The organism is Massilia sp. CCM 8734, from assembly GCF_011682155.1.
Lineage (GTDB): Bacteria > Pseudomonadota > Gammaproteobacteria > Burkholderiales > Burkholderiaceae_D > Telluria_A > Telluria_A rubra.
Genome location: NZ_WHJI01000016.1, coordinates 88,254 through 112,836, shown reverse-complemented (window position 1 = coordinate 112,836; position 24,583 = coordinate 88,254). Strand labels below are relative to the sequence as shown.

The window sequence follows — 24,583 nt, the reverse complement described above, 5'->3', positions numbered from 1 at the left end:
AGCGCCGAATCGCACGCTGTCGGAGAGGGTCGCGCACGAGCGGACGCAAGCGGCATGTGTGGTCGAGCCAGTCGATGCCGCTCTCGTTCAGATTGGTAAAGAAATGGTTGCCGGCGTGCTCGGTGGCGGCGCCATCGGAGACTGGTTTGCCCCCCATCAGGCGCACCCCGCGCGGTGCCCTCGCTGGTCACGGCCCTTCGCGCAGCAGCGCCGTGGCCAGCGCGTGCCATTCATGGCGCCGTAATGAACTGTGTCGCCTCTTTTTTTGACAGGGTTAGCGGATTGAGGCCGGTGCTGGTCGGCTTGCAGTGGGAATGTGTGAGTATTCCATCGACCCGCATGCGCGCGTCCGGCTCGGCCTGCAGCGACGGTTGGCCGCTGAAGTGGCGCACCTTGCCGCTGTCGATATGCACCGACAGAATCGTGGCGGAGGCCACATCGGTCAGGTAAACCCTGCCGCGCTCGGCGTCGACCACCAGGTCTGGCACAACGCTGCCCTTGGGCACTGGCGACTATCCTGAGCAGTCCCGATCAGACTGTCGATGCGCCGTGTCGCTGGAACTTGCAAGCGCCCAATGGAAGATCGCCCTGAACGATGGCAGGCGCGACAAGCGGCCGTGAACACCGTGAGCGGCATCGCTCCAGGGCTGCGGCTGCAACACGTTGTCGACAAGATCTTAGAGCCTACTGGAATGGCGCTTAGTGGAAGAACAGCGCCGCGGCGTACTCGTTCAATACATCGGTGGAGCACAGCAGATACGTGGCGGCGCTGGCCAGGCCGACGTGCAGGGCAGCCCAAGTCAGTGGAAATAAGCGCATCATGATGTCCTCCGGTCGTGCGTTAGATAAATTGCTACTGGTATGTGATCATCTTAGCCAAGGTTCTCGATAGTAACTATCGGCAAAACGTCCGACGCCATGTAGGACGTTGGCTCGCCACCTCGGCTGTTGTCTTCCTCCTACGAAAAATGTAGGCGGCGTCCTATGGCGCACCCTGTGCGTGCGTCTTAAAGTTGTGACATGACTACTCACAACCGACAACTCCTCAACAACGGCGCCCGCGCCGCCCGCCGCCACACCATCAAGAAACTGCTGCGCTCGATTTTCGGGGTGGAGAGTCTGCGCGATGGCCAGCAACAAGTGATCGACAGCGTCCTCGACGGCAAGGACACGCTGGCGATCATGCCGACCGGCAGCGGTAAATCGCTGTGCTACCAAATTCCGGCGCGGATCCTGGAAGGGACCACGATCGTGGTCTCGCCACTGATCTCCCTGATGAAAGACCAGCTCGAAAAGCTCGATGCGCTTGGCGTGCGCGCCGTGCAGGTCAACAGCAGCCTGACACGCGAGGAGGAAGACGCCGCCATCGAGGGCATCGGCAGCGGTTTTTACGAGATCGTGTTCTGCACGCCGGAGCGCTTGTCGATGCCGTCCTTCCTCGACACCCTCAAGGAAATCAAGATCGCGCTGGTGGTGATCGATGAAGCGCACTGCATCTCGCAGTGGGGTCACGATTTCCGCCCGGCCTACCTGGAAATGGCGGCCGCCATCGATGCCTTGAAACGTCCGCCCGTGCTGGCGCTGACCGCTACCGCGACCGATGACGTGATGACCGATATCGCCCGCCAGCTTGGGCGCGCGCGCATGAACGTCGTCAATACGGGCATCTATCGCCCCAATCTGCACTACCGCGTGGCCCAGGTCACCAACAACGACGAGCGCTATGCGCGCGCGCTGGAATACGTGCAGTCGGCGCAGGGCGTGGGCATCGTCTACGCCGCCACCGTCAAGGCGGCCGAAGAGATGCTCGCCATTCTCGTCGGCGCGGGCGAGAGCGCCACGATCTATCACGGCAAGCTGCCCGCAGCTGAACGCAAGCGCAACCAGGATGACTTCATGTCGGGCGAGAAGCGCGTCATGGTCGCCACCAACGCCTTCGGCATGGGCATCGACAAGCCGGACACCCGCTTCGTGCTGCACCTGCAGCTGCCCGCCAACCTCGAAGCCTACTACCAGGAGTCCGGCCGCGCCGGGCGCGATGGCCTCGACGCCGAATGCACGCTGCTGTACTTCCAGGACGACAAACGCCTGCAGCAGTTCTTCCTCGTCAAGCACTACCCGACCGCCAACGACCTGAAAGCGATTTATGACGCCATTTGCGCCATGGCCGAGGAAGAGAAGGTGGTGTTTGACCGCCTCGACGACCAGCTGCCGGATCTCGCCTCGGGCAAGCTGAAAATCTGCCTCAAGCTGCTCAAGGACGGCAAGCTGCTGCGCCAGAACCGCAAGCTCGAATACATCGTCACGTCCAAAGAGGCCAGCGCCGACCTGTTCGAAGAGCTTTCCTCCATCTACGCGCGCAAGCAGGAGCGCGACCGTGAATGCCTGGAACAGATGGTATCGTACGCAGTGAGCGGCTTTTGCCGCTGGAAGGTGCTGCTCGATTATTTCAAGGACGAAGTCGAGGGTTTCGACAAGTGCTGCCGCTGCGATAACTGCAAAAATCCCCCGGCGGTGGCCGAGATCGAAATCCGCGACGACGAATTCGAACGCGACCCCGAACCGGCGCCGGCGGACCCGCACTTCGAGCCCGGCGCCCAGGTGCGCGTGCCCAAGTTCGACGTCGGCACCGTGGTGTCGATGGCGGGCGACCAGGTCACCATCGCCTTCCCCGAACATGGCGAAAAGACCTTCCTGGCGGATTACGTCGAAGCGGTCTAGGAGAGCACGCATGTCGGACATGGTAGTGGTACGCAAGGAGGGACTGTTTTGCGTCCCGGGTCAGTTCTACATCGACCCGTGGCGCCCGGTGGATCGCGCCGTGATCACCCACGCGCACGGCGACCACGCGCGCGTCGGCCACGGCCACTATCTGTCGGCGGCGAGCGGCGTGAACGTGCTGCGTTCGCGCCTGGGTGACATCCACATCGACGGCCTCGAATACGGCGAGCGCATCGTGCATAACGGCGTGACGGTCTCGCTGCACCCGGCCGGCCATGTGCTCGGCTCGGCCCAGGTGCGCATGGAGCATCGCGGCGAAGTGTGGGTGGCGTCGGGCGACTACAAGGTCGAACCCGACCGCACCTGCGTGCCGTTCGAGCCGGTGCGCTGCGACACCTTCATCACCGAATCAACGTTCGGCCTGCCGATCTACCGCTGGCAGCCGGAGCAGGAGATTTTCGACGACATCAACGCCTGGTGGCGCAAGAACGCCGATGAAGGCCGCGCCAGCGTGGTCTTCGCCTACTCCTTCGGCAAGGCGCAGCGCATCCTGTCGGGCCTCGATCCCTCGATCGGCACCATCATCTGCCACGGCGCGGCCGAGCCGATCAACCGCGTCTACCGCCAAGGTGGGGTGGCGCTGCCGCCCACCGTGCTGGTGACCGATGTCGACAAGGCTGCCATCAGGCGCGCGATCGTAATCGCGCCGCCGTCGGCGGGCAATTCCACCTGGATGAAGCGCTTCGGCGACTACAGCGATGCCTTTGCCAGCGGCTGGATGCAGCTGCGCGGCGCGCGCCGCCGGCGCGGCGTGGACCGTGGCTTCGTCTTGTCCGATCACGCCGACTGGCCGGGTCTGATGACCGCCATCCGCGCCACCGAAGCGCCGCGCGTCATCGTCACGCACGGCTCGATTCCGATCATGGTGCGCTGGCTGCGCCAGGTCGGGCTGGACGCCTCCGGTTTCGACACCGAATACGGCGACGAGGATGAAGCCGTGGAAGCTGCCGCTGCGCCGGCGCCCGATGGCACCCCCGAGGTGACGGATGCGTGAGTTTGCCCGCCTGTACACCGAGCTCGATGAAACCACCGCCACCAACCGCAAGCTCGAAGCGCTGCAATCCTATTTCGGCAGCGCGGCGCCCGACAACGCCGCCTGGGCGGTCTACTTCCTGGCCGGCGGCAAGCCGCGCCAGGCGGTGCCGACCAAGCTGCTGCGCCAGTACGCCATCGAATACGCCCAGCTCGACGAATGGCTGTTCGACGAGTCCTACAACGCCGTCGGCGACCTGGCCGAAACCATCGCCCACATCCTGCCGCCGCCCGAACAGCAAAGCGACATCGGCCTGGCCGAGTGGATGCAGGAGCGGATCGGCCCCTTGCGCGGTGCCGATCCGGCCGCCATCCGCGCTGCCTTGTTCGGGTTCTGGAACGAACTCGATTGGCGCGAGCGCTTCTTGCTGACCAAATTGATCGGCGGCGGCTTTCGGGTCGGCGTGTCGAAACTGCTGGTCACGCGCGCGTTGTCGTCGCTGTCGGCGGTCGACAGCAAGCTCATTGCCCAGCGCCTGATGGGCTGGACCGACGGCAGCGTGCGGCCCACGGCGGCCGGCTTCCTGCAATTGATCGCGGCCCAGTCGGACGAAGAACACAAGCTGCGCGGGGGCCATCCGTACCCGTTCTTCCTGGCGCACCAGTTGCAGGGCGAGCCGGAAGGGCTGGGCGAGGTGGGCCACTGGCAGGTGGAATGGAAGTACGACGGCATTCGCGCGCAGCTGGTGCGGCGCGGTGCGCAAAACTATCTGTGGTCGCGCGGCGAAGACCTGATCACCGAACGTTTTCCCGAACTGGCGGCGCTGCATCTGCCAGAAGGCACCGTGGTCGATGGCGAAGTGCTGATCTGGACCGAGGACGACACGCCGGCCGCCTTTGCGGACCTGCAAAAGCGCATCGGCCGCAAGACCTTGTCCGCCAAGCTGCTGGCCGAACTGCCGGCGGTGCTGGTGGCGTACGACTTGCTCGAGCAGGACGGCGTGGACCTGCGCGCAGTGCCGCAGCACGAGCGCCGCGCCCTGCTGGAGGTGCTGGTGCGCGAGACCGATAAACCCCAGCTGAAATTGTCGCCCTTGATTCATGCCGCCACCTGGCATGAGCTGGCCACCGTGCGCACCGAGGCGCGTGCGCGCGGGGTCGAGGGCATGATGGTCAAGGCGCGCGACGCCCAGTACGGCGTGGGCCGCACCAAGAATGTGGGCACCTGGTGGAAGTGGAAGGTCGACCCGTACACCATCGACGCGGTGCTGATCTACGCGCAGGCGGGCCACGGCCGGCGCGCCTCGCTCTACACCGACTACACTTTTGCGGTGTGGGACGGCGAGGGCGGGGAGCGCAAGCTGGTGCCCTTCGCCAAAGCGTATTCGGGTTTGACCGACGCCGAAATTACGGTGGTCGACAACGCGATCCGCAAGACCACCATCGAAAAATTCGGCCCGGTGCGCTCGGTGAAACCGACCATGGTGTTCGAGATCGGCTTCGAAGGCATTGCGCTGTCGAGCCGTCACAAGGCCGGCATCGCGGTGCGCTTTCCGCGCATCCTGCGCAAGCGCGACGACAAAACCATCGACGACGCCGACACGCTCGATACCTTGAAAGGCCTGCTGGCCGCCGCCGGCGCATGAGAAAGAGCCAATGAGCAAAAGCCAGATGGCGCAGGCCATCGACGACTGGTTCGCCGCTCGCAAATGGAAGGTGTTCCCCTTCCAGCGGGCGGTGTGGCGCGCCGCGCTGGCCGGCGAATCGGGCCTGCTGCACGCCAACACCGGCGCCGGCAAGACCTACGCGGTGTGGCTGGCGGCGCTGCTGCGCGGCGCCCTGGCCGGCAAGCGCCGCGCCTCCGGCCTGCGGGTGCTGTGGATTACGCCGATGCGCGCCCTGGCGGCGGACACCCAGCGCGCGCTGGAAGAGTCGGGCGCGGTGCTGGCCCCCGGCTGGACGGTCGGCGCGCGCACCGGCGATACTGGCTCGGCCGAGCGCGCGCGCCAGTCACGCGCCATGCCCTCGGCGCTCATCACCACGCCGGAAAGCCTGTCGCTGCTGCTTAGCCATGCGGCGGCGCAGACCCAGTTCGCCAGCCTCGACATGATCATCATCGACGAGTGGCATGAACTCATGGGCAGCAAGCGCGGGGTGCAGGTGCAGCTGGCGCTGGCCCGCCTGCGCCACTGGAAAGCGCAACTGGTGGTGTGGGGCCTGTCGGCCACGATGGGCAACCTGGTAGAGGCGCAGGAGGCGCTGCTCGGCGAGGGCAAGGGTACGCTGGTCGAGGGCGACCTGAAAAAGGAAATCCGGGTCGATACCCTGATTCCGGCCAATGTGTCGCGCTTTCCGTGGGGCGGGCATCTCGGCATCGCCATGCTGCAACCGGTGATTCAGGAAATCGAGGACTATAACGCCACCCTGGTGTTTACCAATACCCGCTCGCAGTCGGAGCTGTGGTACCAGAACATCCTGGAAGCGCGGCCCGACTGGGCTGGCGTGATCGCGCTGCATCACGGCTCCCTGGCGCGCGAGGTGCGCGAGTGGGTCGAAAATGGCCTGAAGAAGGGCGAGCTGAAAGCAGTGATCTGCACCGCCAGCCTGGATCTGGGTGTGGATTTTTTGCCGGTCGAGCGGGTGCTGCAGATCGGCAGCGCCAAGGGCATCGCGCGACTGTTGCAGCGCGCCGGGCGCAGCGGCCACGCGCCGGGACGGGTCTCGCGCGTGACCCTGGTGCCGACCAACAGCATGGAATTGCTGGAAGCGGCCGGAGCGAAACAGGCGGTGGCCGCGCGCCGCATCGAAGGGCGGCTGGTGCCCAACAAACCGTTCGACGTGCTGGTGCAGCACCTGGTAACGGTGGCGCTGGGCGGGGGCTTTCGCTCCGGGCAGCTGTATGAGGAAGTGCGCAGCGCCTGGTCGTACCGCGCGCTCACGCCCGAAGAATGGCAATGGGCGCTCGACTTTGTGGCGCGCGGCGGGCAAAGCTTGACCGCGTATCCGGAATACCAGCGCGTGATTGCCGACGAGGAGGGCGTGTACCGCGTGCCGAGCGTGGCGCTGGGGCGGCGCCACCGCATGGGCATCGGCACCATCGTGTCCGATTCGACGATGCAGGTGAAGTACATGAGCGGAGGGCGCATCGGCAGCGTCGAGGAATCGTTCATTTCGCGCTTGAAGGCCGGCGACCATTTCCTGTTCGGCGGGCGGATACTCGAATTCATCCGGGTGCACGAGATGACCGCTTTTGTAAAGCGCGCCACCGGTGCCCGCGGGGCGGTCACGCGCTGGCAGGGCGCCAAGATGCCGATGTCGTCGGAACTGGCGCACGCCGCGCTGGACGAATTGCGCCACGCCGCGCGCGGCGAGTATCGTGGTCCCGAAATGGAAGCGATCCGCCCTTTGCTGGAGATCCAGCAGCGCTGGTCCGCGCTGCCGACCATCGACACGCTGGTGGTCGAAGCGATGACCAGCCGCGAGGGCTATCACCTGTTCATGTACCCGTTCGCGGGCCGTTCGGTGCACATGGGACTGGCCTCGCTGTTCGCCTACCGGATCGCGCGCGTGCAGCCGATAACGTTTTCGATTGCGATCAACGATTACGGTTTCGAATTGCTGTCGGCCGAACCGGTGGACTGGGCGCGCGCCTTCCTGGCCGCCTCCAGTGATGTGACAGGGATCGATGTGCCGCTGTTTTCGACCGAACCACTGCTCGAAGACGTGCTGGCCAGCCTGAACGCGACCCAATTGTCGCAGCAGCGCTTTCGCGAGGTGGCGCGCATCGCCGGGCTGGTGTTCCAGGGGTATCCGGGCCAGCCGAAAAGCACGCGCCAGATCCAGGCGTCGTCGTCGCTGTTTTTCGAGGTGTTCCGCAAACACGACGCCGCCAACCTGCTGCTCACGCAGGCGCAGCGCGAGGTGATGGAGCAGGAGCTCGAACTGACGCGCCTGCGCGAGACGCTGGTCGAGCTGCATGCGCGCGGCGTAGCCTATCATGAGGTCAAACGCGCCACGCCGTTCGGCTTTGCGCTGATGGTCGAGCGCTTCCGCGAAAAACTCAGTACCGAAAAATTGTCCGACCGCGTGGCGCGCATGCTGCGCGAACTGGAGAAGGCAGCCCTTCCATGACGTACCGCGAAATGCGGCTGGCCGATGAAGCGGTCCTGCTGCTGCCTGAAAAGGCCTTGTATTGGCCGGCGCGGCAGATGCTGGTCATCGCCGACATCCACTTCGGCAAAGCCGCATCGTTCCGTGCGCAGGGCGTGCCGGTGCCGCGCGGGACCACCAGCGACAACCTCGCCGCGCTCGACGCGCTGCTGGCCGCGCACCCGACCCGCGAGATCGTCTTCCTGGGCGACTTTTTGCATGCGCGCGCCGCCCACGCCTCGGCCACGCTCGCCACCATGCTGGCCTGGCGCGCGCGCCATCCGAACCTGATATTGACGCTGGTGCGCGGGAACCACGACAAGCACGCCGGCGACCCGGCCGCATCGCTGGCGATCGGCATGGTCGACGAGCCGCACACGGTGGGGCCGTTCGCGTTTTGCCACCATCCCGACATCGGCGCGCCGGGCTACGTGCTGGCCGGGCACGTGCATCCGGTGTACCGGCTCTCGACCCGGCTCGATTCGCTGCGCCTGCCGTGTTTTTTGATCGGACCGACGCGCATGGTGCTGCCCTCGTTCGGGGCGTTTACGGGCGGCTTCGCGGTCACGCCCGGGCCTGGGGAGCATGTGTGCGTGAGCTCGGGTGAGGCTGTGCACTGCGTACGCTAGCGCACCGACGCCCACGGGCGGTCAGCGTAACTTGACATGACTGCTGGAAATATCCGGCGCCGCTGTCCAACCTCCAAGGAGATCATCATCAAAACTACAACAATGCTTGGCGTTGCGTCGCGCGCCGCGTTCCTGGCTGCGATGCCACTGTTTACCCTGACCATGGCCGCACCTGCCCACGCGCAGCAATACAACAACAATGCCGCCGCCTACAACCCGGTCATCCGCGGTTTCGACGTGGAAGAAGTGCGCAAGCTGCGCCCGGGCGTGGAACTGAACTTCAACCTGTACGGCACTCCGGGCGGCCGCGCCACCCTCAGCATTGCCGGCGCCAACCGCAACCTGAACCTGACCGAAACCGAACCGGGCCAGTACGAAGGCACCTACACCCTCGGCAGCCGCGACAACATCACCGGCCGCAGCGCCGTGACCGCCAACCTGCGTGTCGGCAACCAGGTCACCAGCGGCGTGCTCAGCGAATCGCTGCTGCGCGACGTCGGCCATCATCCACGCGACAACCAGGGGCGCGAGCGCGCCGCTGACGTGCCGCGCATCGCGCGCTTCGACGTCCAGGCCAACGATGACCTGACGCCGGGCAACGAACTGGTGTTTTCCGTGTACGGTACGCCGGGCGCCAAGGTCGACATGGCCATTGCCGGCACGCGCGGCGTGTTCTTCCTGCCGGAAGTCAATCCAGGCGAATACACGGGCGGTTATACCATCCGCCGCGCCGACCGCATCGCGCCGAACAGCGCCGTGACGGCCAATATGCGCGTGGGTAACCGCGTCTCGACCGCCACCCTGAACAAGCCGCTGCGCATCGCGGCCGCCACGCCGACGCCGACGCCGCGCGAAGTGCGTTATTGCACCAACTGCGCCACGGTGGACGCGATCAACGTGGTCGAAGTCAATGGCGACGGCAACTACCTCGGCACCATCGGTGGCGGCGTGGTTGGCGCGGTGCTGGGCAGCCAGGTCGGCAAGGGCAGCGGCCGTACCGCCGCGCAGATCGCCGGCGCGCTGGGCGGCGCCTACGTGGGCCGCAATATCGAGCGCAATGCCAAGAAAACCCAGCATTACGAAGTGGTGATCCGCTTTGCCAACGGTGGCACCCAGACCGTGACGTACGAAAACGATCCGGGCCTGCGCGTGGGCGAAAAGGTCAAGATCAGCGATGGCGTGTTGTCGCGCGATCAGTAAGCTGGTGTGAACAAGCAAAAACGGCGCCCCGCGGGGCGCCGTTTTTGCTTGCTGAAAACGTTCAGACGGTGGTCGTGGCCAGCACTTTGGCGTCGGCCGCTTGCCCGGCTTCGGCTTCGGCCTTGGCTTTGGCGGCGGCGCTGTTTTGCTTGGCGCGCGAACGCGACGGCGGCAGGCGGCGCAGGGTTTTCAGGGCGTCGGCGTCCTTGATGCCGATGGTGCGCTGGTCGACCGTGATCAGGCCGATTTCGTTGAACGCCGACAGGGTGCGGCTGACCGTTTCCAGGGTCAGGCCCAGGTAGCTGCCGATTTCGTGACGCGTCATGCGCAGGTTGAACAGCTTGCTCGAATAGCCCATGGCGGCAAAGCGGTCGGCCAGCGACACCAGGAAGCGCGCCACGCGGGCTTCGGCGCTGAGCGCGCCGAGCATGCCGATCATGGCTTGTTCGCGCACCAGTTCGCGGCTCATTACGCCGTACATCACGTTTTCGAGTTCCAGGTGCACGCGGCCGAGCGCGGTCAGCTTTTTGAACGGCAGCAGGATCAGGTCGCAGTCGGACAGGGCCACCGCTTCCGAGGCGTAATGGCGGGTGTGGATGCCGTCGACGCCGAGCATGTCGCCCTTCATGGGGAAGCTGAGCACTTGTTCGTTGCCGAATTCGTCGATGAGCACGGTTTTGAGGAAGCCGGAGTTGACGATGTAGAGGGTGTCGAAGGCCTGGCCGATGGTGTGGACGCGCTGGCCGGTCTTGAATTGCACATGCTGGAACAGCAGTTCTTCGCTGTTGATCGAGACCGCCGCGCTGATGTGCAGCAGGTCGCAGACTTCCTTGAGGTTGGACCAGAGACGGCCCTGACGCTGCCGGCCAGCTTCCATTGGCGAGGAATGCATGGTCGAGGTGGTGGTGTTGCGGGTGTCTTGCGGGGGCGTGGTCAGCATGCTCATCTCCAGGGGTAGGAAAATTCGAAGTTTCAGGCTGCGGGTATCAGGCTTGAACAACGATCTGATCAACCTGCGACCGGAGCTTCAAAAGTGATGTACAGCACGGCTGGCTAGCTTGCGTAAGAACAATTTGTGAACCGCAGGAAAGCCGAATCGCTGGATTTAAGTATGCCAACACGAGTCCGGCATTGATATCAGCGAACGCTGAATCTGGGAGTAGGATTGGGCGCGCTCTTGTAGGACTATTCCTAGTCGAAGCGCCGTCCTACAGAGTGAAAACAGGGGTGCGGCGGGGTGGTGCGGCGAGTGCTACTGATGGGTACAGAATCTATCTACTTGAGGTTTCTCGGCACGAAACCGGCGCACCGGTGTCTAAAACTTTTCACCCTCGCCAGCGTGAGCTCAGGTCTTGAATGGCGACAGCAGGCGATGGGCCACGGCGTACTGCACCATTTCCGACAGCGACGTCATGCCCATCTTTTGCATGATCCGCGTTTTATGGGTGCTGACGGTCTTCACGCTCAGGTGCAGGCTGTTGGCGATCTCGGTAATCGACTTGCCGCCCACCAAGAGCGAAAACACTTCGAATTCACGGTCCGACAATTGCTTGTGCAATAACTGCTCATTGGGCGTCATGATGTTCAGCGCCAGTTGCTCGGCCACTTCGGTACTGATGTACGGCCGGCCCGAGGCCACCTTGCGGATCGCCCCCACCAGCTGGGTGCCGGCGCTCTCTTTGGTCAGGTAGCCCTGGGCCCCGGCCCGGATCGCGCGCACGGCGTACTGCTCTTCCTCGTGCATGGTGAGGATCAGGATGGCAAGCTTGGGCGCTTCGCTGCGGATCTGGCGGATCAGGTCGACGCCGCTGCGTCCCGGCATCGACAAGTCCAGCAGCAACAGGTCGAAACCGCCCTGGCGCACGTGCGACAGGACTTCAAAGCCGTTGATGGCTTCCCCGACGATATCGATGTCGAGGGCGCCGTCGAGGATGCGCTTGAGGCCCTCGCGCATGATCGTGTGGTCGTCGGCTACAACAATGCGTATCATAAAATTGCAATCAAATAAGTAGGCGGTAAGTCGATGGACGGCCGAAGCAGCGCTGAAACAAACAGGCGGCAAGCAAGCCGCGCCGCACCGGCGCGAACGCCCCGCGGTCCATCCAAGGGTACGGCAAAATTGTCAGTAGCGCCATATTCAGAACTGCTAGGTGCCAGCTAGGTTCCTGGCTCCGCGATCAGCCGGTGCACCAGGACCGGCTTGCTGGTGTGCGACAGCACCTTGTTCGTCACACTGCCCAGCAGCAACTGGCCCCAGCCGCTGCGGCCGTGCGAGCCCATGAAGATCAGGTCGCACTGGCGCTGTTCGGCCACCGCGACGATTTTCAGCGCGGCGGCGTCGGCAAACTCGGTCAGGCACTCGCAACGCACCCCCGCCGCCTGCGCCGCCTGCAGGATCGAGGCCAGGTGCTCGTTTCCGATGCGCTTCATCTGCGCCACGTATTCCTCTTCGCTGGGGTAGGAGGGCGGGACGATTTCCACGTACACCGGGTATTGATAGTCGGGCGCCACATACAGGGCCAGCACGTCCGCCCCCATCTGGCGGGCAAACTTAACGCCGGCACAGGCTGTGTGCTTCGATATCGCCGAGCCATCCGTCGTAATCAGAATTTTCCGATACATGATGAGTTCTCCCACGCAGCAGGTCGTATTCTGTATTGTAGTGCGGGATTTCACGATTGATAGATCGCAAACCTTTGATCTTGATCAAACCGCAGGTCGAGCCGGCGTCCGGTCCGATCGCGATTTTTAACCTTTTGGTTTTCGCCTGCCCGCCTGCGCCGCGCCCTGCTTACGAAATACAACACTCCACAGTATCAATTGCACATCAAAGACGCGTTTTAATTATCGATGGCACAAGTTTCGCGTGCCATTTTGCCGCGCACCATGCACAGTGATTTACCAAGGGCACTTCACACTGCTAAACTCGCGTAAACCCGGCGATGTTGCCGCGCATCATGCTTTGCCCCGAACTTGCATGGCAGGACCAGACACCAGCAACTTGATTGCGAACACCTTACAAACATGGAGAAGCAGGGACTATGACCGACGCCGCTGATGATTTCGACGCACTATTCGATGAAGTGTCCGCGCAGCGCAGCAGCGAACCGGCGCCCGCAGTTGCGCCGGCGCCCGCCGCCGCTGCCGAAGACGACATGGAAGCACTGTTCGACCAGGTCGCTTCGACCCGTCCGCCCGAGCCAGCGCCCGCCGCCGCGCCGCTTGTCGCCGCCGTCGCCGCCGCCGCACCGGTTGCGGAAGGCAGCGCCGTCGAAACCGACGAGCACGGCAAACCCATGTTCGAACGCCTCGGCGGCATCGTGCGCCTGCTGCACGACTCGCTGCGCGAACTGGGCTACGACAAGGCCCTGTCGGAAGCATCGACCCAGATCGTCGACGCCCAGGACCGCCTGGAATACGTCGCCAGCCTGACCGAGCAGGCCGCCAACAAGGTCCTCAACACGCTCGACGAAGGCATGCCGGCGCAGGACGTGCTGTCCAAGAAAGCCAAGGCGATGGACACGCGCTGGGCCGACCTGTTCGCGGGCAAGCTCAGCATCGACGAATTCAAGACCCTGGCCGGCGACTCGCGCGCCTTCGCCCAGACCGTCACCGACGCCACCGAAGCCGAAAAAGCGCGCCTGCTCGACATCATGATGGCGCAGGACTTCCAGGACATCACCGGGCAGCTGATCAAGAAAGTCGTGCTCATCACCAAGACCGTGGAACACGAACTGGCCGAGCTGCTGCGCGACAACGCGCCGCCGGCGGTGCGCGAAAAACTGCTGCACAAGCCAGCGCTGATGTCGGGCCCGTCGGTTCCCTCCGTCGCACTCGATCAAGACAATGTTGACGACCTACTTGCCGATCTGGGATTCTAATGGACGATATGCTCAAGGATTTCGTCGTCGAGGCGATGGATCTTGCAGTCAACGTAGAAGAACACCTGCTCGCCCTCGAGCGCGATCCGAACAACAAGGAAACGCTCAATGCGGTGTTCCGCTCGTTCCACACGATCAAGGGCGGGGCCGGTTTCATGGGCTTGCCGGCCCTGGTGGCCGCCTGCCACCTGACCGAGAACCTGTTTGACGCGCTGCGCACCGGCGCCGCCCCGGTCACGCCGATCGCCATCGAAGCGGCGCTGCAAGCGTCCGGTTTCGTGGCCGACCAGCTGACCGACCTGTCGAACGGCGCCCGGCCCGAACAATTGGCCTCGATGCCCGACTCGCTCGAACGCATCCTGGTCAACGCCATCGAAGGCAAGGGCGATGCCCCGGCCAAGGTGGCTCCCGCGGCCGCTGCGGCGCCCGCGCCGGTAGTGGCGGCGCCAGTGGTCGCCGCGCCGGCCGCCGCCGTTTCCGCCAGCGCCCCCGGCGCCGATGGACTTGACTGGGAAGCGATGTACGTCTCGGTGATCCCGCCCGGGACCTACACGCCGGCCGAAAAACCGGCCGCCGCTCCCGCCGCCGCCGCCGCCGCCGATCATGCAGCCGCGCCCGCAGCCGTCGCCCAGGCCGCCGCCCCCGCCGCCAAGCCGGCCGCCGACGCCGGCGCCGACCGGCGCGAAGAAAAGGTGCAGGAATTCCGCGCCGCCTCCGCGCCCGCCAAGGAAGACAGCATCCGGGTCGACGCCGTCAAGCTCGACGCGCTGCTCGAAGTGGCCGGCGAATCGGTGCAGGCCGCCAACCAGGCCGCCGTGCTGCTCGAACGCCTGCTGCAATTCAAATTCGAAGGCCCGGCCGCCACCCTGATGGCGACCCTGACCGAAACGCTGGAACGCGCCTCGCGTTATTCGGCCGAACTGCAACGCGCCACCCTGGCCACGCGCATGCAGCCGGTCGGGCGATTGTTCCAGAAATTCCCGCGCCTGGTGCGCGAGCTGGCCAAGGACCTGGGCAAGGACGTCGAACTGACCATCGAAGGCGCCGAGACGGAAGTCGACCGCGTGGTGGTCGACAGCCTGTACGACCCGCTGGTGCACATGCTGCGCAACGCGCTCGATCACGGCGTCGAGTCGCCCGAAGACCGCCTCGCCGCCGGCAAGCCGTCCAAGGCCTTCATTTCGCTCAAGGCCTGGCAGGAAGCGAACAGCGTCATGATCGTGCTGCAGGATGACGGCAAGGGCATGGACCCGCACGCGCTGCGCCGCAAGGCCGTGCAAAAAGGCCTGATCGGCGAAAACGGCGCCCCGACCGACGAAGAAGCTTACCAGCTGGTGTTTTTGCCGGGCTTCTCGACCAAGGAAGTGGCGTCCTCGGTGTCCGGGCGCGGAGTCGGCATGGACGTGGTCAAGACCGCTGTGGAAAAGAACCGTGGCGCGATCCACATCGATTCCTCGCTCGGCCACGGCACCAAGTTCGCGATCCGCCTGCCGATCGAACTGTCGATCGTGCCGACCATGCTGGTGTCGACCTCCGGCGCCGCCCTGGCGCTGCCGATGGCGGTGGTCCAGCGCGTGGTCGAATTGCCCGACAATTTCATGAACGTCGGCGGCGCGCCGGTGCTCAAGGACCAGGGACGCCCGCTGCCGGTGCGCTCGCTGGCCAGTGCGCTCGGTTACGAAGCCTGTTCCGAAAAAGTCGGCATCGTGGTCGCCGCTCCCCAGCCCTACATCCTCGCGGTGGAAGCGGTCGACGGCACCGCCGACTTGGTGATCAAGCCGATGACGGCCATCAGCGTGGACGGCATCACCGGCACCGCCCGTTCGGCCGAGGGCGAACTGGTGCTGGTCGTCGGCCTGTCCTTCCTCATGGACGGCTGTCGCGGCACCCTCAAGGTCGCCGCCTGATCTTCCTCACGACGCGCCGTCCCGGAGCTACTTCCGGGCGGCGCGGCTCGCCTTGTTTCTCTTCTCATATTTACAACAGTCAAGTTGTGTTGCCAGTCAATACATGGCACGATGGCGGGCACTGTTCTTGCAAAATGAAAACTTATATTGAGAATTGTTAATAATGGCATTGGAAACATTCGAGCAGGTGCTCGGCGCCGTGCAGGCGGGCGAATCAATGAACGCGGCATGGAAAAAATTTGTCAATACGACGTTCTTCGTCCCGGTCGCCCAGCCTGGCGGTGCGGGCGGCGTCACGCTGCGCACGCGCGACATCCAGGGCGACGGTAGCCGCGCCATCATGATTGCGGAAGTGCGTGAAGCGGCCCATGATGGCCAGGGCAGCTTGCTGGTCGCGCTCCTGGGCGCCGACGTGGTGTGCCTGCTGCAGCCCGACGCCGCCATCGTGGTGGCCTTGAGCGAGCGCACGTTCGAGATCGCCCACGACCGCGTGGCGTGGCTCAGGAAGAGCATCGAAGTGGCGCGCGCCAAGAGCGCGATGGCGCGCGACGCCGCGCCGGCACCTGCGCCGGCGCCCGCACCGGTCGCCACGGCCAAGGCGGCGCCGCCACGGCGTCCCTCCAACGCCCCGCTCGACGTCGCCGCGCTCAAGCCACGCAACGTCGTCATCTCCGACATCTGCCTCGAGTTCTTCGTGCCGTCCGCATGGCGCGAGTCGGGCATGCCGCGCGGCTTGCGCTATCACGACGACAGCGGCACCGTGCTGGAAGCGAGCGGCCATCTGCGTCCCGACGTCCCGCTCGGCAAATGGGTCGAGATGCGCCTGGCCCTGGTCAAGCACGAAATGCGCTACCTGACCCTGGTCGGCGAGCCGACCGACATCCACGGCGACGACTGGCGCGACCGGGTCAAGGGCAGGACGATCGAATTTAGCGGCACCATTCCGGGCGACGACTTCGAGAGCCGCTACCTGCTCGCTTGCGTGCGCACCGACGATGTGGTGGCCGTGATCGCGATTCGCGCCCCGGCCGACGTTTTCGAGCGCGACCGTTCGCTGTACAAGTGGTTCCTGAGCCGGGTCAACCTCAGGCCGATGAGCGCACCCGCGCCGTACCGCGCGCCCGGCGCCAGCGCCGGCTTCGGCTCGGGCAACGCGACGCCGTTCGAGCCTGGCGTGTTCGGCATGTCCATGGAAGGGCGCATCGGCCGCCTGCGCGCGCTCGCCTATTCCTTGCCGTTGCTGCTGGCCATGGTCTTGCTCGGCATCGCCGCCGCCGTCATCATGCCCAAGGCCAAAATACTCGGGGGTGGCTTGTTCCTGGTCGGTGGGCTGTATGCCATCTATTCCAGCGTGCGGCTGATGGTCTTGCGCCTGCACGACATCAATGTGAGCGGCAAGTGGCTGCTCGGGTTCCTGCTGCTGATCGGCCTTGCCGGGGCGCTGCGCAACAGCAATTTCGTCATGATCGCGGCGGGTATTTTTTGGATCGGAACGATGCTCATTTATTGCCTGGTTCCAGGCACCGGCGGCGACAACGATTATGGCGCCGCGCCCGGCCCGAATTCCACCATGGTCAAGATCGGTGCGACCCTGGTCATCATCGGCCAGCTCGGTTCGATCGGCGGGCAGTCGCAGATGCAGGGCATGGGCACTGGCATGGGCACGGGCGCGGGCGCCCACAAGCCCATTCGCGCCGACCCAAGCGCATGGCATTCGCCCGATGACGGCCTGTTCATCCGCTTTCCCGGCAAGCCGGTGGAAGATCCGAATCCGGGCACGATGTCGAGCGGCACGGGCAGCATGCGGCAGTTCAGCGCCGAAGTGGCGGGGGCGGCCTACGTGGTGCAGGTGTACAGCCTGGGCGTGATGCCGGAAGACGAAACCGCGGTCCTCGACAGCGTGCAGGCAGCGCTCATCGGCAGCGACGGCAAGCTGCTGTCGGGCAGGATGGCGATGCAGTTCGACGGCCATCGCGGACGCGATATGCGCATCGGCATACCGGGTAACATGACGCGCTCGGCCAAGTTCGCCGTGGCCGGCTCCAAGGTATATGTGGCGATGGCGGTATCGGATTCCAGCCCGGCCTCCGAACAGGCGGTCGAAGCTTTCCTTGAGTCGTACAGGGTGACCCGTTAACATGAAATTTGTAGAAGGTTGTCGAACATGATGTCCGAAACATTCGAGCAAGTGCTCACCGCCGCGCAAGCGGGGGAATCGCTCAATCCAGCGTGGAGCAAGTTCGTCAAGACGACCTTCTTCGTCCCCGTGCTCGCACCCGCCGGCGGCGCAGGCCACGCCCTGCGCGCGCTCGCCGGCAAGCCAACGATCCGCATTTCCGAAGTGCGCGCGCAGGTCGACGGCGACGGCGGCGTGCTCGCCGCGCTGTCCGGCGCCGACGTGGTGCGCCTGGTGCAGGGCGACGCCGCCATCGAAGTGGTCTTGAGCGATCGCAGCTTCGACATCACCGGCCAGCGCGTCGCCTGGCTCAGGAAGAGCATCGAGGCATCGCTGGCCAAAGCGGCGCAGGCGCGCGCCGCCGCTGCCGCCACCCCGGCCGCCGCCACGGCGGCCGCTCCCGCCCGCGCAGCAGTCGTTCTCGACAAGCCCGCTCCGGTGCGGCGTCCCGCCGGCGGTCCGCTCGATGTCGCCGCGCTCAAGCCGCGCAACGTCAGCATTGAGAAGATCGGCTTGCAATTTTTTGTGCCGGCCGAATGGCGCGAATCGCCCATGTCGAACGGCTTGCGCTTTCACGACGACAGCACCGGCACGGTGCTTGAAGCGGTCGGTTATGTGCGTCCCGACGTCTCGCTCAACAAGTGGGTGGAAACGCGCCTGGCCGTGGTCAAGCACGAAATGCGCTACCTCAAGCAAGCCGGCGAAGCCTACGCCATCGACGGCGCCGAGTGGGGCGACCGGGTCACCGGCAGGGCCATCGAATTTACCGGCACCGTTCCCGGCGACGCGTTCGAGAGCCGCTGCCTGGTCGCCTTCGTGCGCGCCGAGGGTATCGTGGTGGCGATCACGATCCGTGCGCCGGCCGACGATTTCGAACACAACCGCGCCATGTACAAGTGGTTCCTGACCCGCGTCGAACTCGATGAGATGGCCGCGCCCGAGCCTTACAGCGCGCCCGCATCGGGGCGTGGCTACGCCGACCTGGACCAGCCGCGCGACGAACCGGGCGTGTTCGGCTTTTCGATGCAAGGCCGTATCGGCCGCCTGCGCGCGCTGGCGTATTCGCTGATGGTGTTCATGCCGATGATCGTGCTCGCCGTTGCGTTGCCCATCTTGTCGCCGAAAGGTAAGTTCGGTGCGCTGTGGCTGGTCGGCGCCGGTGTCCTGGTCTCGATGTTTTTCTGCCTGCGGCTGATGGTGCTGCGCATGCACGACGTGAACCTGAGCGGCAAGTGGATTCTCGGCTTCATGCTGGCCGTTGGCGCGGGCGGCGCCGCCGGCGGCCCCAATTTCACCACTATCGGCTCGATCATTTTCTGGCTCGGCCTGATGATCATCTACTGCTTCATTCCCGGCACCGATGGCGATAACGAGTTCGGCGAGGCCCCCGGCCCGGATTCCACCCTGGTCAAGGTCGGCGCCGGCCTGTTCATCGTCGCCCAGGTCTTCTCGCTGGTGGGGCAGTCGAAGATGCGTAGCATGGACACGCGCAAGGGCCCGGACGTGCCGTCGACAGCCACGTCCGGGCGCGGCACGCCGGTGGCGAACAAGGTGTGGACCTCGCCCGATGGCGGCATGACGATCGAGTTTCCCATCAAGCCGGACGAAGAAATCGTGCGCACCCATGTGCGCGAGCGCATGGGCGCGGCCACCATGCGCCAGTTCGGCGCGTGGTCCACAAATAGCGAAAACTACCGCATCCAGGTGCTCGACATCGGCTTGCCGCCCCTCGATCCGGACAAGACCATGGTCGATCTGCAGGCGGCGCTGCTGGACCATAACGCCGTGCTGACCGTTCCGCCGACGGCGCTGGTGTTCAAGGGCTATCCGGGACGCGATATCAAGGCTGGCCGGCGTTTGATCAGGATGGCCGTGGTGGGCTCCACGGTGTATATCGCCATGGCCGACGCCAGCGCCACGGCGGAGTCGATGCAGCGCGCCAGCGCCTTCGTCGAATCGCTGGCGCTGACCCAGTGACAATCGGTTCGTTCGCCAATGCGATACGTTCAGTGAATAAACTTCAGTAAAGGCGTATCGAAAGCGGCAAAAGTATCAAAATGGCGCGAGGCTTACTGCGGTGCACAAATATGGCATAATCAAATGCGGTACTTGATTCATGCAGTCGCCCACTACCCACCATCATGATAAAAACGCTCTACGACAAACTCTGGGAGTCGCACATCGTGCGCTCCGACGACGACGGAACGACGGTGCTGTACATCGACCGCCACCTGCTGCATGAAGTAACCAGCCCGCAGGCCTTCGATGGCCTGCGCGCCGCCAACCGCAAGCTATGGCGCAATTCGGCCAACCTGGCGGTGGCCGACCACAACGTGCCGACCACCGACCGCAAGGACGGCATCCTTGACCCCACCTCGCGCCTGCAGGTCGAAACGCTCGACGCCAACTCGAAGAGTTACGGCCTGACGTACTTCAACATGAACGACAAGCGCCAGGGCATCGTGCACGTGATCGGCCCGGAGCAGGGCGCGACCCTGCCCGGCATGACGGTGGTGTGCGGCGACTCGCACACATCGACCCACGGCGCGTTCGGGTGCCTGGCGCACGGCATCGGCACCTCCGAAGTCGAACACGTGCTGGCCACGCAAACCTTGCTGGCCAAAAAATCGAAATCGATGCTGGTGCAGGTCGACGGCGCGCTGCCGTTGGGCGTGACCGCCAAGGACATCGTGCTGGCCGTGATCGGCAAGATCGGCACCGCCGGCGGCACCGGCTACGCCATCGAATTTGGCGGCTCCGCGATCCGCGCGCTGTCGATGGAAGGGCGCATGACGGTCTGTAACATGGCGATCGAAGCGGGTGCGCGCGCCGGCATGATTGGCGTGGACGACACCACCATCAATTACGTCAAGGGCCGCCCGTACGCGCCCGCCGGCCCGCACTGGGACCGCGCGGTCGATTACTGGCGCACCCTGCACACCGACCAGGGCGCCCAGTTCGACATGGTGGTGCTGCTCGACGCCGCCGGGATCAGCCCGCAGGTCACCTGGGGCACCTCGCCCGAAATGGTCACCTCGATCGACGGCCGCGTGCCCGATCCCGACCTCGAAAAAGACGCCGTGCGGCGCGACGCCATGGAAAAGGCGCTGGTCTACATGAACCTCAAGCCGAACACCCCGATCGCCGACATCCGCATCGACAAGGTGTTCATCGGTTCGTGCACCAATTCGCGCATCGAAGACTTGCGCGCCGCCGCCGCCGTGGTGCGCGGCAAGCACCGGGCCTCGAACGTGCGCCTGGCGCTGGTGGTGCCCGGTTCGGGACTGGTGAAAGACCAGGCCGAGCGTGAAGGGCTGGACAAGATTTTCAAGGACGCGGGCTTCGAATGGCGCGAGCCGGGATGCTCGATGTGCCTTGCCATGAATGCCGACCGGCTTGAGCCGGGCGAGCGCTGCGCCTCGACCTCGAACCGCAATTTCGAAGGTCGCCAGGGGCAGGGCGGGCGTACCCACCTGGTATCGCCCGCCATGGCGGCGGCGGCCGGCATCACCGGCCATTTCGTCGACGTGCGCGCACTGCGCTAACATTCATCGTCTGTGAGTTTGCAATGAAAAAGCTGTTTGCCCTGTTCGCCATCGCCCTGCTGCTTGCCGGTTGCAACACCGTCTCGGGCTTTGGCAAGGACATTCAAAAAGTCGGCCAGAAGATAGACGGCGCCGGCAAAAAATAACAGGCGGTCCGCAAACCGCCGCGCAGCCCACGCCCCGGCGCGGGCTGCGCCCACACTGCTAGAGACCATGGATAAATTTACGATATACGAAGGCCTGGTGGCCCCGCTCGACCGCGCCAACGTCGACACGGACGCGATCATTCCCAAGCAGTTCCTCAAGTCGATCCTGCGCACCGGCTTCGGCCCCAATCTGTTCGACGAATGGCGCTATCTCGATCACGGCGAGCCGGGCAAGGACAACAGCGCCCGCCCGCTCAATCCCGACTTCGTCCTCAACGAGGCGCGCTACCAGGGCGCCTCGATCCTGCTGACCCGCAAGAACTTCGGCTGCGGCTCCTCGCGCGAACACGCGCCGTGGGCGCTCGACCAGTACGGTTTTCGGGCCGTCATCGCGCCCAGTTTCGCCGATATCTTCTTCAATAATTGCTACAAGAGCGGCTTGCTGCCGATCGTCCTGACCGAAGCGCAGGTCGAGCACCTGTTCAATGAAGTCAAGGCCTTCCCGGGTTTCCGCCTGGTGGTGGACCTGGAGCAGCAGCGCATCTCCACCGCGGGCGGCGCGCTGAGCTACGAATTCCAGATCGACCCGTTCCGCAAGTACTGCCTGTTAAATGGCCTGGACGACATCGGCCTGACCTTGCGCCACGCCGACGAGATCCGCGCCTTCGAAGAGCGCCACCTGGCGGCCCAGCCCTGGCTGGCCAACGTCATCTGAATACAATAGAAGAAAAAGAGAGCACATGAAGATTGCAATCCTGCCCGGCGACGGCATCGGCCCCGAAATCATGGCGCAAGCGGTCAAGGTATTGAACGTCCTTGGCGAACAGTTCGAGATGGAGAGCGCCGACGTCGGCGGCGCCGGCTACGCGGCCCACGGCCACCCGCTGCCGCCGGCCACGCTGGCGCTGGCCAAGAGCGCCGACGCGGTGCTGTTCGGCGCCGTCGGCGACTTTAAATACGACACCCTGGAGCGCTCGCTGCGCCCGGAACAGGCCATCCTCGGCTTGCGCCGCGAGCTGGCGCTGTTCGCCAACCTGCGCCCGGCGATCCTGTACCCAGAACTGGCCGGTGCGTCCACGCTCAAGCCCGAAGTGGTGTCCGGCCTGGACATCCTGATCATCCGCGAACTGACCGGCGATATCTATTTCGGCAAGCCGCGCGGCGTGCGCGAATGCCCGGACGGCCCGTTCAAGGGCGAGCGCGAAGGCTTCGACACGATGCGCTACGCCGAAACCGAAATCCGCCGCATCGCGCACGTGGCTTTCCAGGCGGCGCAAAAGCGCAGCAAGCGCGTCACCAGCGTGGACAAGGCCAACGTGCTCGAAACGTTTCAGTTCTGGCGCGACATCGTCACCGACGTCCACAAAGAGTATCCGGACATCGAACTCGATCACATGTATGTCGATAACGCCGCCATGCAGCTGGTGCGCGCGCCGAAAAAATTCGACGTCATGGTCACCGGGAATATGTTCGGCGATATCTTGTCCGACTGCGCGGCCATGCTCACCGGTTCGATCGGCATGCTGCCATCGGCCTCGCTCGATGCGGCCAACAAGGGTCTGTACGAGCCCTCGCACGGCTCCGCGCCCGACATCGCCGGCAAGGGCATCGCCAATCCGCTGGCGACGATCCTGTCGGCCGCGATGATGCTGCGCTTTTCACTGAACAAGGTGGAGCAGGCGGACCGCATCGAAAACGCGGTCAAGAAGGTGCTGGCGCAAGGCTTGCGCACGGCGGATATTTTTGAAGCCGGTACCACCAAGGTCGGTACCGAGGAAATGGGCAATGCAGTGGTCAAGGCGCTTGGTTAAAGCGGTCAATTAACGTTACATGTAGAAAGCACTGAGGAAAGAAGATGAAATTAGTTGGCTTGGTAGGTTGGCGCGGTATGGTTGGTTCGGTCCTGATGCAGCGCATGCGGGACGAGGGCGATTTCGCCCACATCGAACCGGTGTTCTTCACAACGTCGAACGCGGGCGGTACAGCGCCTGCGATGGCGAAGAACGAGACTACCCTGAAAGACGCAACCGACATTACCGAGCTGTCGAAATGCGAGATCATCATTTCCTGCCAGGGCGGCGACTACACCAGCGAGGTGTTCCCGAAGCTGCGCGCGGCCGGCTGGAACGGCTACTGGATCGACGCCGCTTCGACCCTGCGCATGAACGACGACGCCGTTATCGTGCTCGACCCGGTCAACCTCGATGTGATCAAGAACGCCATGACAAAAGGCGTAAAGAACTACATCGGTGGCAATTGCACGGTGTCGTGCATGCTGATGGGATTGGGCGGCCTGTTCCAGCACAATCTGGTCGACTGGATGAGTTCCATGACCTACCAGGCCGCGTCCGGCGGCGGCGCGCAGCACATGCGCGAGCTGCTGACCCAGTTCGGCACCATCAACCAATCGGTCAAGGCGCTGCTGGACAACCCGGCTGCCGCCATCCTTGAAATCGACCGCACCGTGCTGGCCACCCAACATGGCATGTCGGCTGACGAAACCCGCCAATTCGGCGTGCCGCTGGCCGGCAACCTGATTCCATGGATCGACAAGGACCTGGGCAATGGCCAGTCGAAGGAAGAGTGGAAGGCCGGCGCCGAAACCAACAAGATCCTGGGTCTGGGCGAAGCCTTCGGCAGCAAGGAGATCCCGGTTGACGGCCTGTGCGTGCGCGTGGGCGCGATGCGCTGCCACTCGCAGGCGCTGACCATCAAGCTGAAAAAGGATGTGCCGCTCGACGAAATCAACGACATCATCGCCGCCAACAACCAGTGGGTGAAGGTGGTGCCGAACACGCGCGAAGCATCGATGCGCGACCTGTCGCCGGCGGCGGTCACGGGCAGCCTGACCATCCCGGTCGGCCGCCTGCGCAAAATGTCGATGGGCGGCGAGTACCTGTCCGCGTTTACGGTCGGCGACCAGCTGCTGTGGGGCGCGGCCGAACCGTTGCGCCGCATGCTGCGCATTATCCTCGATAAGTAATTCGGATAAGTAAACACGTGTAGAATTGCGTGTTGTGCATGCATTCTATGCACCACAACGGCAGCGGTGGCCGGCGCAGCGATGCGTTTTTGGCCACCGTTTCCCGGGTTTTCCATATCCTTCTTGATAATTCAGTTGTTATTTCTTGCATGGTAGTTGACATAGCGGCATGAATGGGGTTCTGAGTGAGCTGTTACAGAAAGCGCGAAATTGC

20 protein-coding genes are annotated in these 24,583 nt (G+C 64.4%); 15 read left to right on the top strand and 5 right to left on the bottom strand.

All coding sequences use genetic code 11. The features are described from left to right. Positions 1-230 precede the first annotated feature (230 nt). Together F2P46_RS16690 and F2P46_RS38270 are read right to left on the bottom strand one after the other, a co-directional pair. Positions 231-506 (bottom strand): hypothetical protein, encoded by a 276-nt coding sequence (locus F2P46_RS16690; protein WP_166891775.1) that lies wholly within the window; start codon positions 504-506, stop codon positions 231-233. A gap of 193 nt (positions 507-699) precedes the next feature. Continuing rightward, the gene (locus F2P46_RS38270; protein WP_267875867.1) at positions 700-822 is read right to left on the bottom strand and encodes a hypothetical protein; all 123 of its coding nucleotides are present in this window, start codon (positions 820-822) and stop codon (positions 700-702) included. Between the two features lie 198 nt (positions 823-1,020). Between F2P46_RS38270 and F2P46_RS16685 the strand changes: the two genes are divergently transcribed. The 6 genes from F2P46_RS16685 to F2P46_RS16660 all read left to right on the top strand — a co-directional run bounded on the left by F2P46_RS16685 (position 1,021) and on the right by F2P46_RS16660 (position 9,731). Continuing rightward, positions 1,021-2,721: a RecQ family ATP-dependent DNA helicase gene (locus F2P46_RS16685; protein ID WP_166891772.1), complete on the top strand. Its 1,701-nt coding sequence runs from the start codon at positions 1,021-1,023 to the stop codon at positions 2,719-2,721. A 10-nt stretch (positions 2,722-2,731) separates the two neighbouring features. Continuing rightward, positions 2,732-3,775, top strand: a complete 1,044-nt coding sequence (locus F2P46_RS16680) for a ligase-associated DNA damage response exonuclease (RefSeq protein ID WP_166891769.1) — start codon at positions 2,732-2,734, stop codon at positions 3,773-3,775. Beyond that, a complete protein-coding gene (locus F2P46_RS16675; RefSeq protein WP_166891766.1) occupies positions 3,768-5,399 on the top strand; it encodes an ATP-dependent DNA ligase in 1,632 nt (543 codons plus the stop codon). The genes F2P46_RS16680 and F2P46_RS16675 overlap by 8 nt, the downstream gene beginning before the upstream one ends. Positions 5,400-5,409: 10 nt before the next feature. Next, positions 5,410-7,884: a ligase-associated DNA damage response DEXH box helicase gene (locus tag F2P46_RS16670; RefSeq protein ID WP_166891764.1), complete on the top strand. Its 2,475-nt coding sequence runs from the start codon at positions 5,410-5,412 to the stop codon at positions 7,882-7,884. Then, entirely contained in the window at positions 7,881-8,531 is a 651-nt protein-coding gene (pdeM, locus tag F2P46_RS16665; protein WP_166891762.1) for a ligase-associated DNA damage response endonuclease PdeM, read from the top strand. Before F2P46_RS16670 ends, pdeM begins: the two co-directional genes overlap by 4 nt. Before the next feature lie 141 nt (positions 8,532-8,672). Next, positions 8,673-9,731 (top strand): glycine zipper 2TM domain-containing protein, encoded by a 1,059-nt coding sequence (locus F2P46_RS16660; protein WP_166891760.1) that lies wholly within the window; start codon positions 8,673-8,675, stop codon positions 9,729-9,731. Positions 9,732-9,792: 61 nt separating this feature from the next. Here the strand turns inward: F2P46_RS16660 and F2P46_RS16655 are convergent, their stop codons facing one another. The 3 genes from F2P46_RS16655 to F2P46_RS16645 form a co-directional block, all read right to left on the bottom strand. Next, on the bottom strand, positions 9,793-10,608 hold the full coding sequence (locus F2P46_RS16655) for a Crp/Fnr family transcriptional regulator (RefSeq protein ID WP_166891842.1): 816 nt from the start codon (positions 10,606-10,608) through the stop codon (positions 9,793-9,795). A 468-nt stretch (positions 10,609-11,076) separates the two neighbouring features. After that, the gene (locus F2P46_RS16650) at positions 11,077-11,721 is read right to left on the bottom strand and encodes a response regulator transcription factor (RefSeq protein WP_054263975.1); all 645 of its coding nucleotides are present in this window, start codon (positions 11,719-11,721) and stop codon (positions 11,077-11,079) included. Positions 11,722-11,888: 167 nt separating this feature from the next. Beyond that, on the bottom strand, positions 11,889-12,353 hold the full coding sequence (locus F2P46_RS16645; protein ID WP_166891758.1) for a universal stress protein: 465 nt from the start codon (positions 12,351-12,353) through the stop codon (positions 11,889-11,891). A gap of 419 nt (positions 12,354-12,772) precedes the next feature. Here F2P46_RS16645 and F2P46_RS16640 point away from each other — a divergent pair, with 419 nt between their 5' ends. The 9 genes from F2P46_RS16640 (at position 12,773) to asd (ending at position 24,369) form a co-directional block, all read left to right on the top strand. Beyond that, positions 12,773-13,612 carry a protein phosphatase CheZ gene (locus F2P46_RS16640; protein WP_166891756.1) on the top strand — a complete coding sequence of 280 codons (840 nt, stop codon included), beginning with the start codon at positions 12,773-12,775 and terminating at the stop codon, positions 13,610-13,612. After that, on the top strand, positions 13,612-15,519 hold the full coding sequence (locus tag F2P46_RS16635; RefSeq protein WP_166891754.1) for a chemotaxis protein CheA: 1,908 nt from the start codon (positions 13,612-13,614) through the stop codon (positions 15,517-15,519). Before F2P46_RS16640 ends, F2P46_RS16635 begins: the two co-directional genes overlap by 1 nt. Before the next feature lie 163 nt (positions 15,520-15,682). Then, a complete protein-coding gene (locus F2P46_RS16630; protein WP_166891752.1) occupies positions 15,683-17,656 on the top strand; it encodes a DUF805 domain-containing protein in 1,974 nt (657 codons plus the stop codon). Between the two features lie 27 nt (positions 17,657-17,683). Then, positions 17,684-19,672: a DUF805 domain-containing protein gene (locus F2P46_RS16625; protein WP_166891750.1), complete on the top strand. Its 1,989-nt coding sequence runs from the start codon at positions 17,684-17,686 to the stop codon at positions 19,670-19,672. Between the two features lie 164 nt (positions 19,673-19,836). Then, complete coding sequence (gene leuC / locus F2P46_RS16620) at positions 19,837-21,240, top strand: 3-isopropylmalate dehydratase large subunit (RefSeq protein ID WP_166891748.1); 1,404 nt, start codon at positions 19,837-19,839, stop codon at positions 21,238-21,240. 23 nt (positions 21,241-21,263) lie between these two features. After that, positions 21,264-21,386: an entericidin A/B family lipoprotein gene (locus tag F2P46_RS16615; protein WP_166891746.1), complete on the top strand. Its 123-nt coding sequence runs from the start codon at positions 21,264-21,266 to the stop codon at positions 21,384-21,386. Between the two features lie 67 nt (positions 21,387-21,453). Then, positions 21,454-22,101 carry a 3-isopropylmalate dehydratase small subunit gene (gene leuD, locus F2P46_RS16610; RefSeq protein ID WP_166891744.1) on the top strand — a complete coding sequence of 216 codons (648 nt, stop codon included), beginning with the start codon at positions 21,454-21,456 and terminating at the stop codon, positions 22,099-22,101. A gap of 25 nt (positions 22,102-22,126) precedes the next feature. Further along, the gene (gene leuB / locus F2P46_RS16605; RefSeq protein WP_166891742.1) at positions 22,127-23,197 is read left to right on the top strand and encodes a 3-isopropylmalate dehydrogenase; all 1,071 of its coding nucleotides are present in this window, start codon (positions 22,127-22,129) and stop codon (positions 23,195-23,197) included. A 44-nt stretch (positions 23,198-23,241) separates the two neighbouring features. Further along, the gene (asd, locus tag F2P46_RS16600; protein WP_166891740.1) at positions 23,242-24,369 is read left to right on the top strand and encodes an aspartate-semialdehyde dehydrogenase; all 1,128 of its coding nucleotides are present in this window, start codon (positions 23,242-23,244) and stop codon (positions 24,367-24,369) included. The last annotated feature ends 214 nt before the right edge of the window (positions 24,370-24,583 follow it).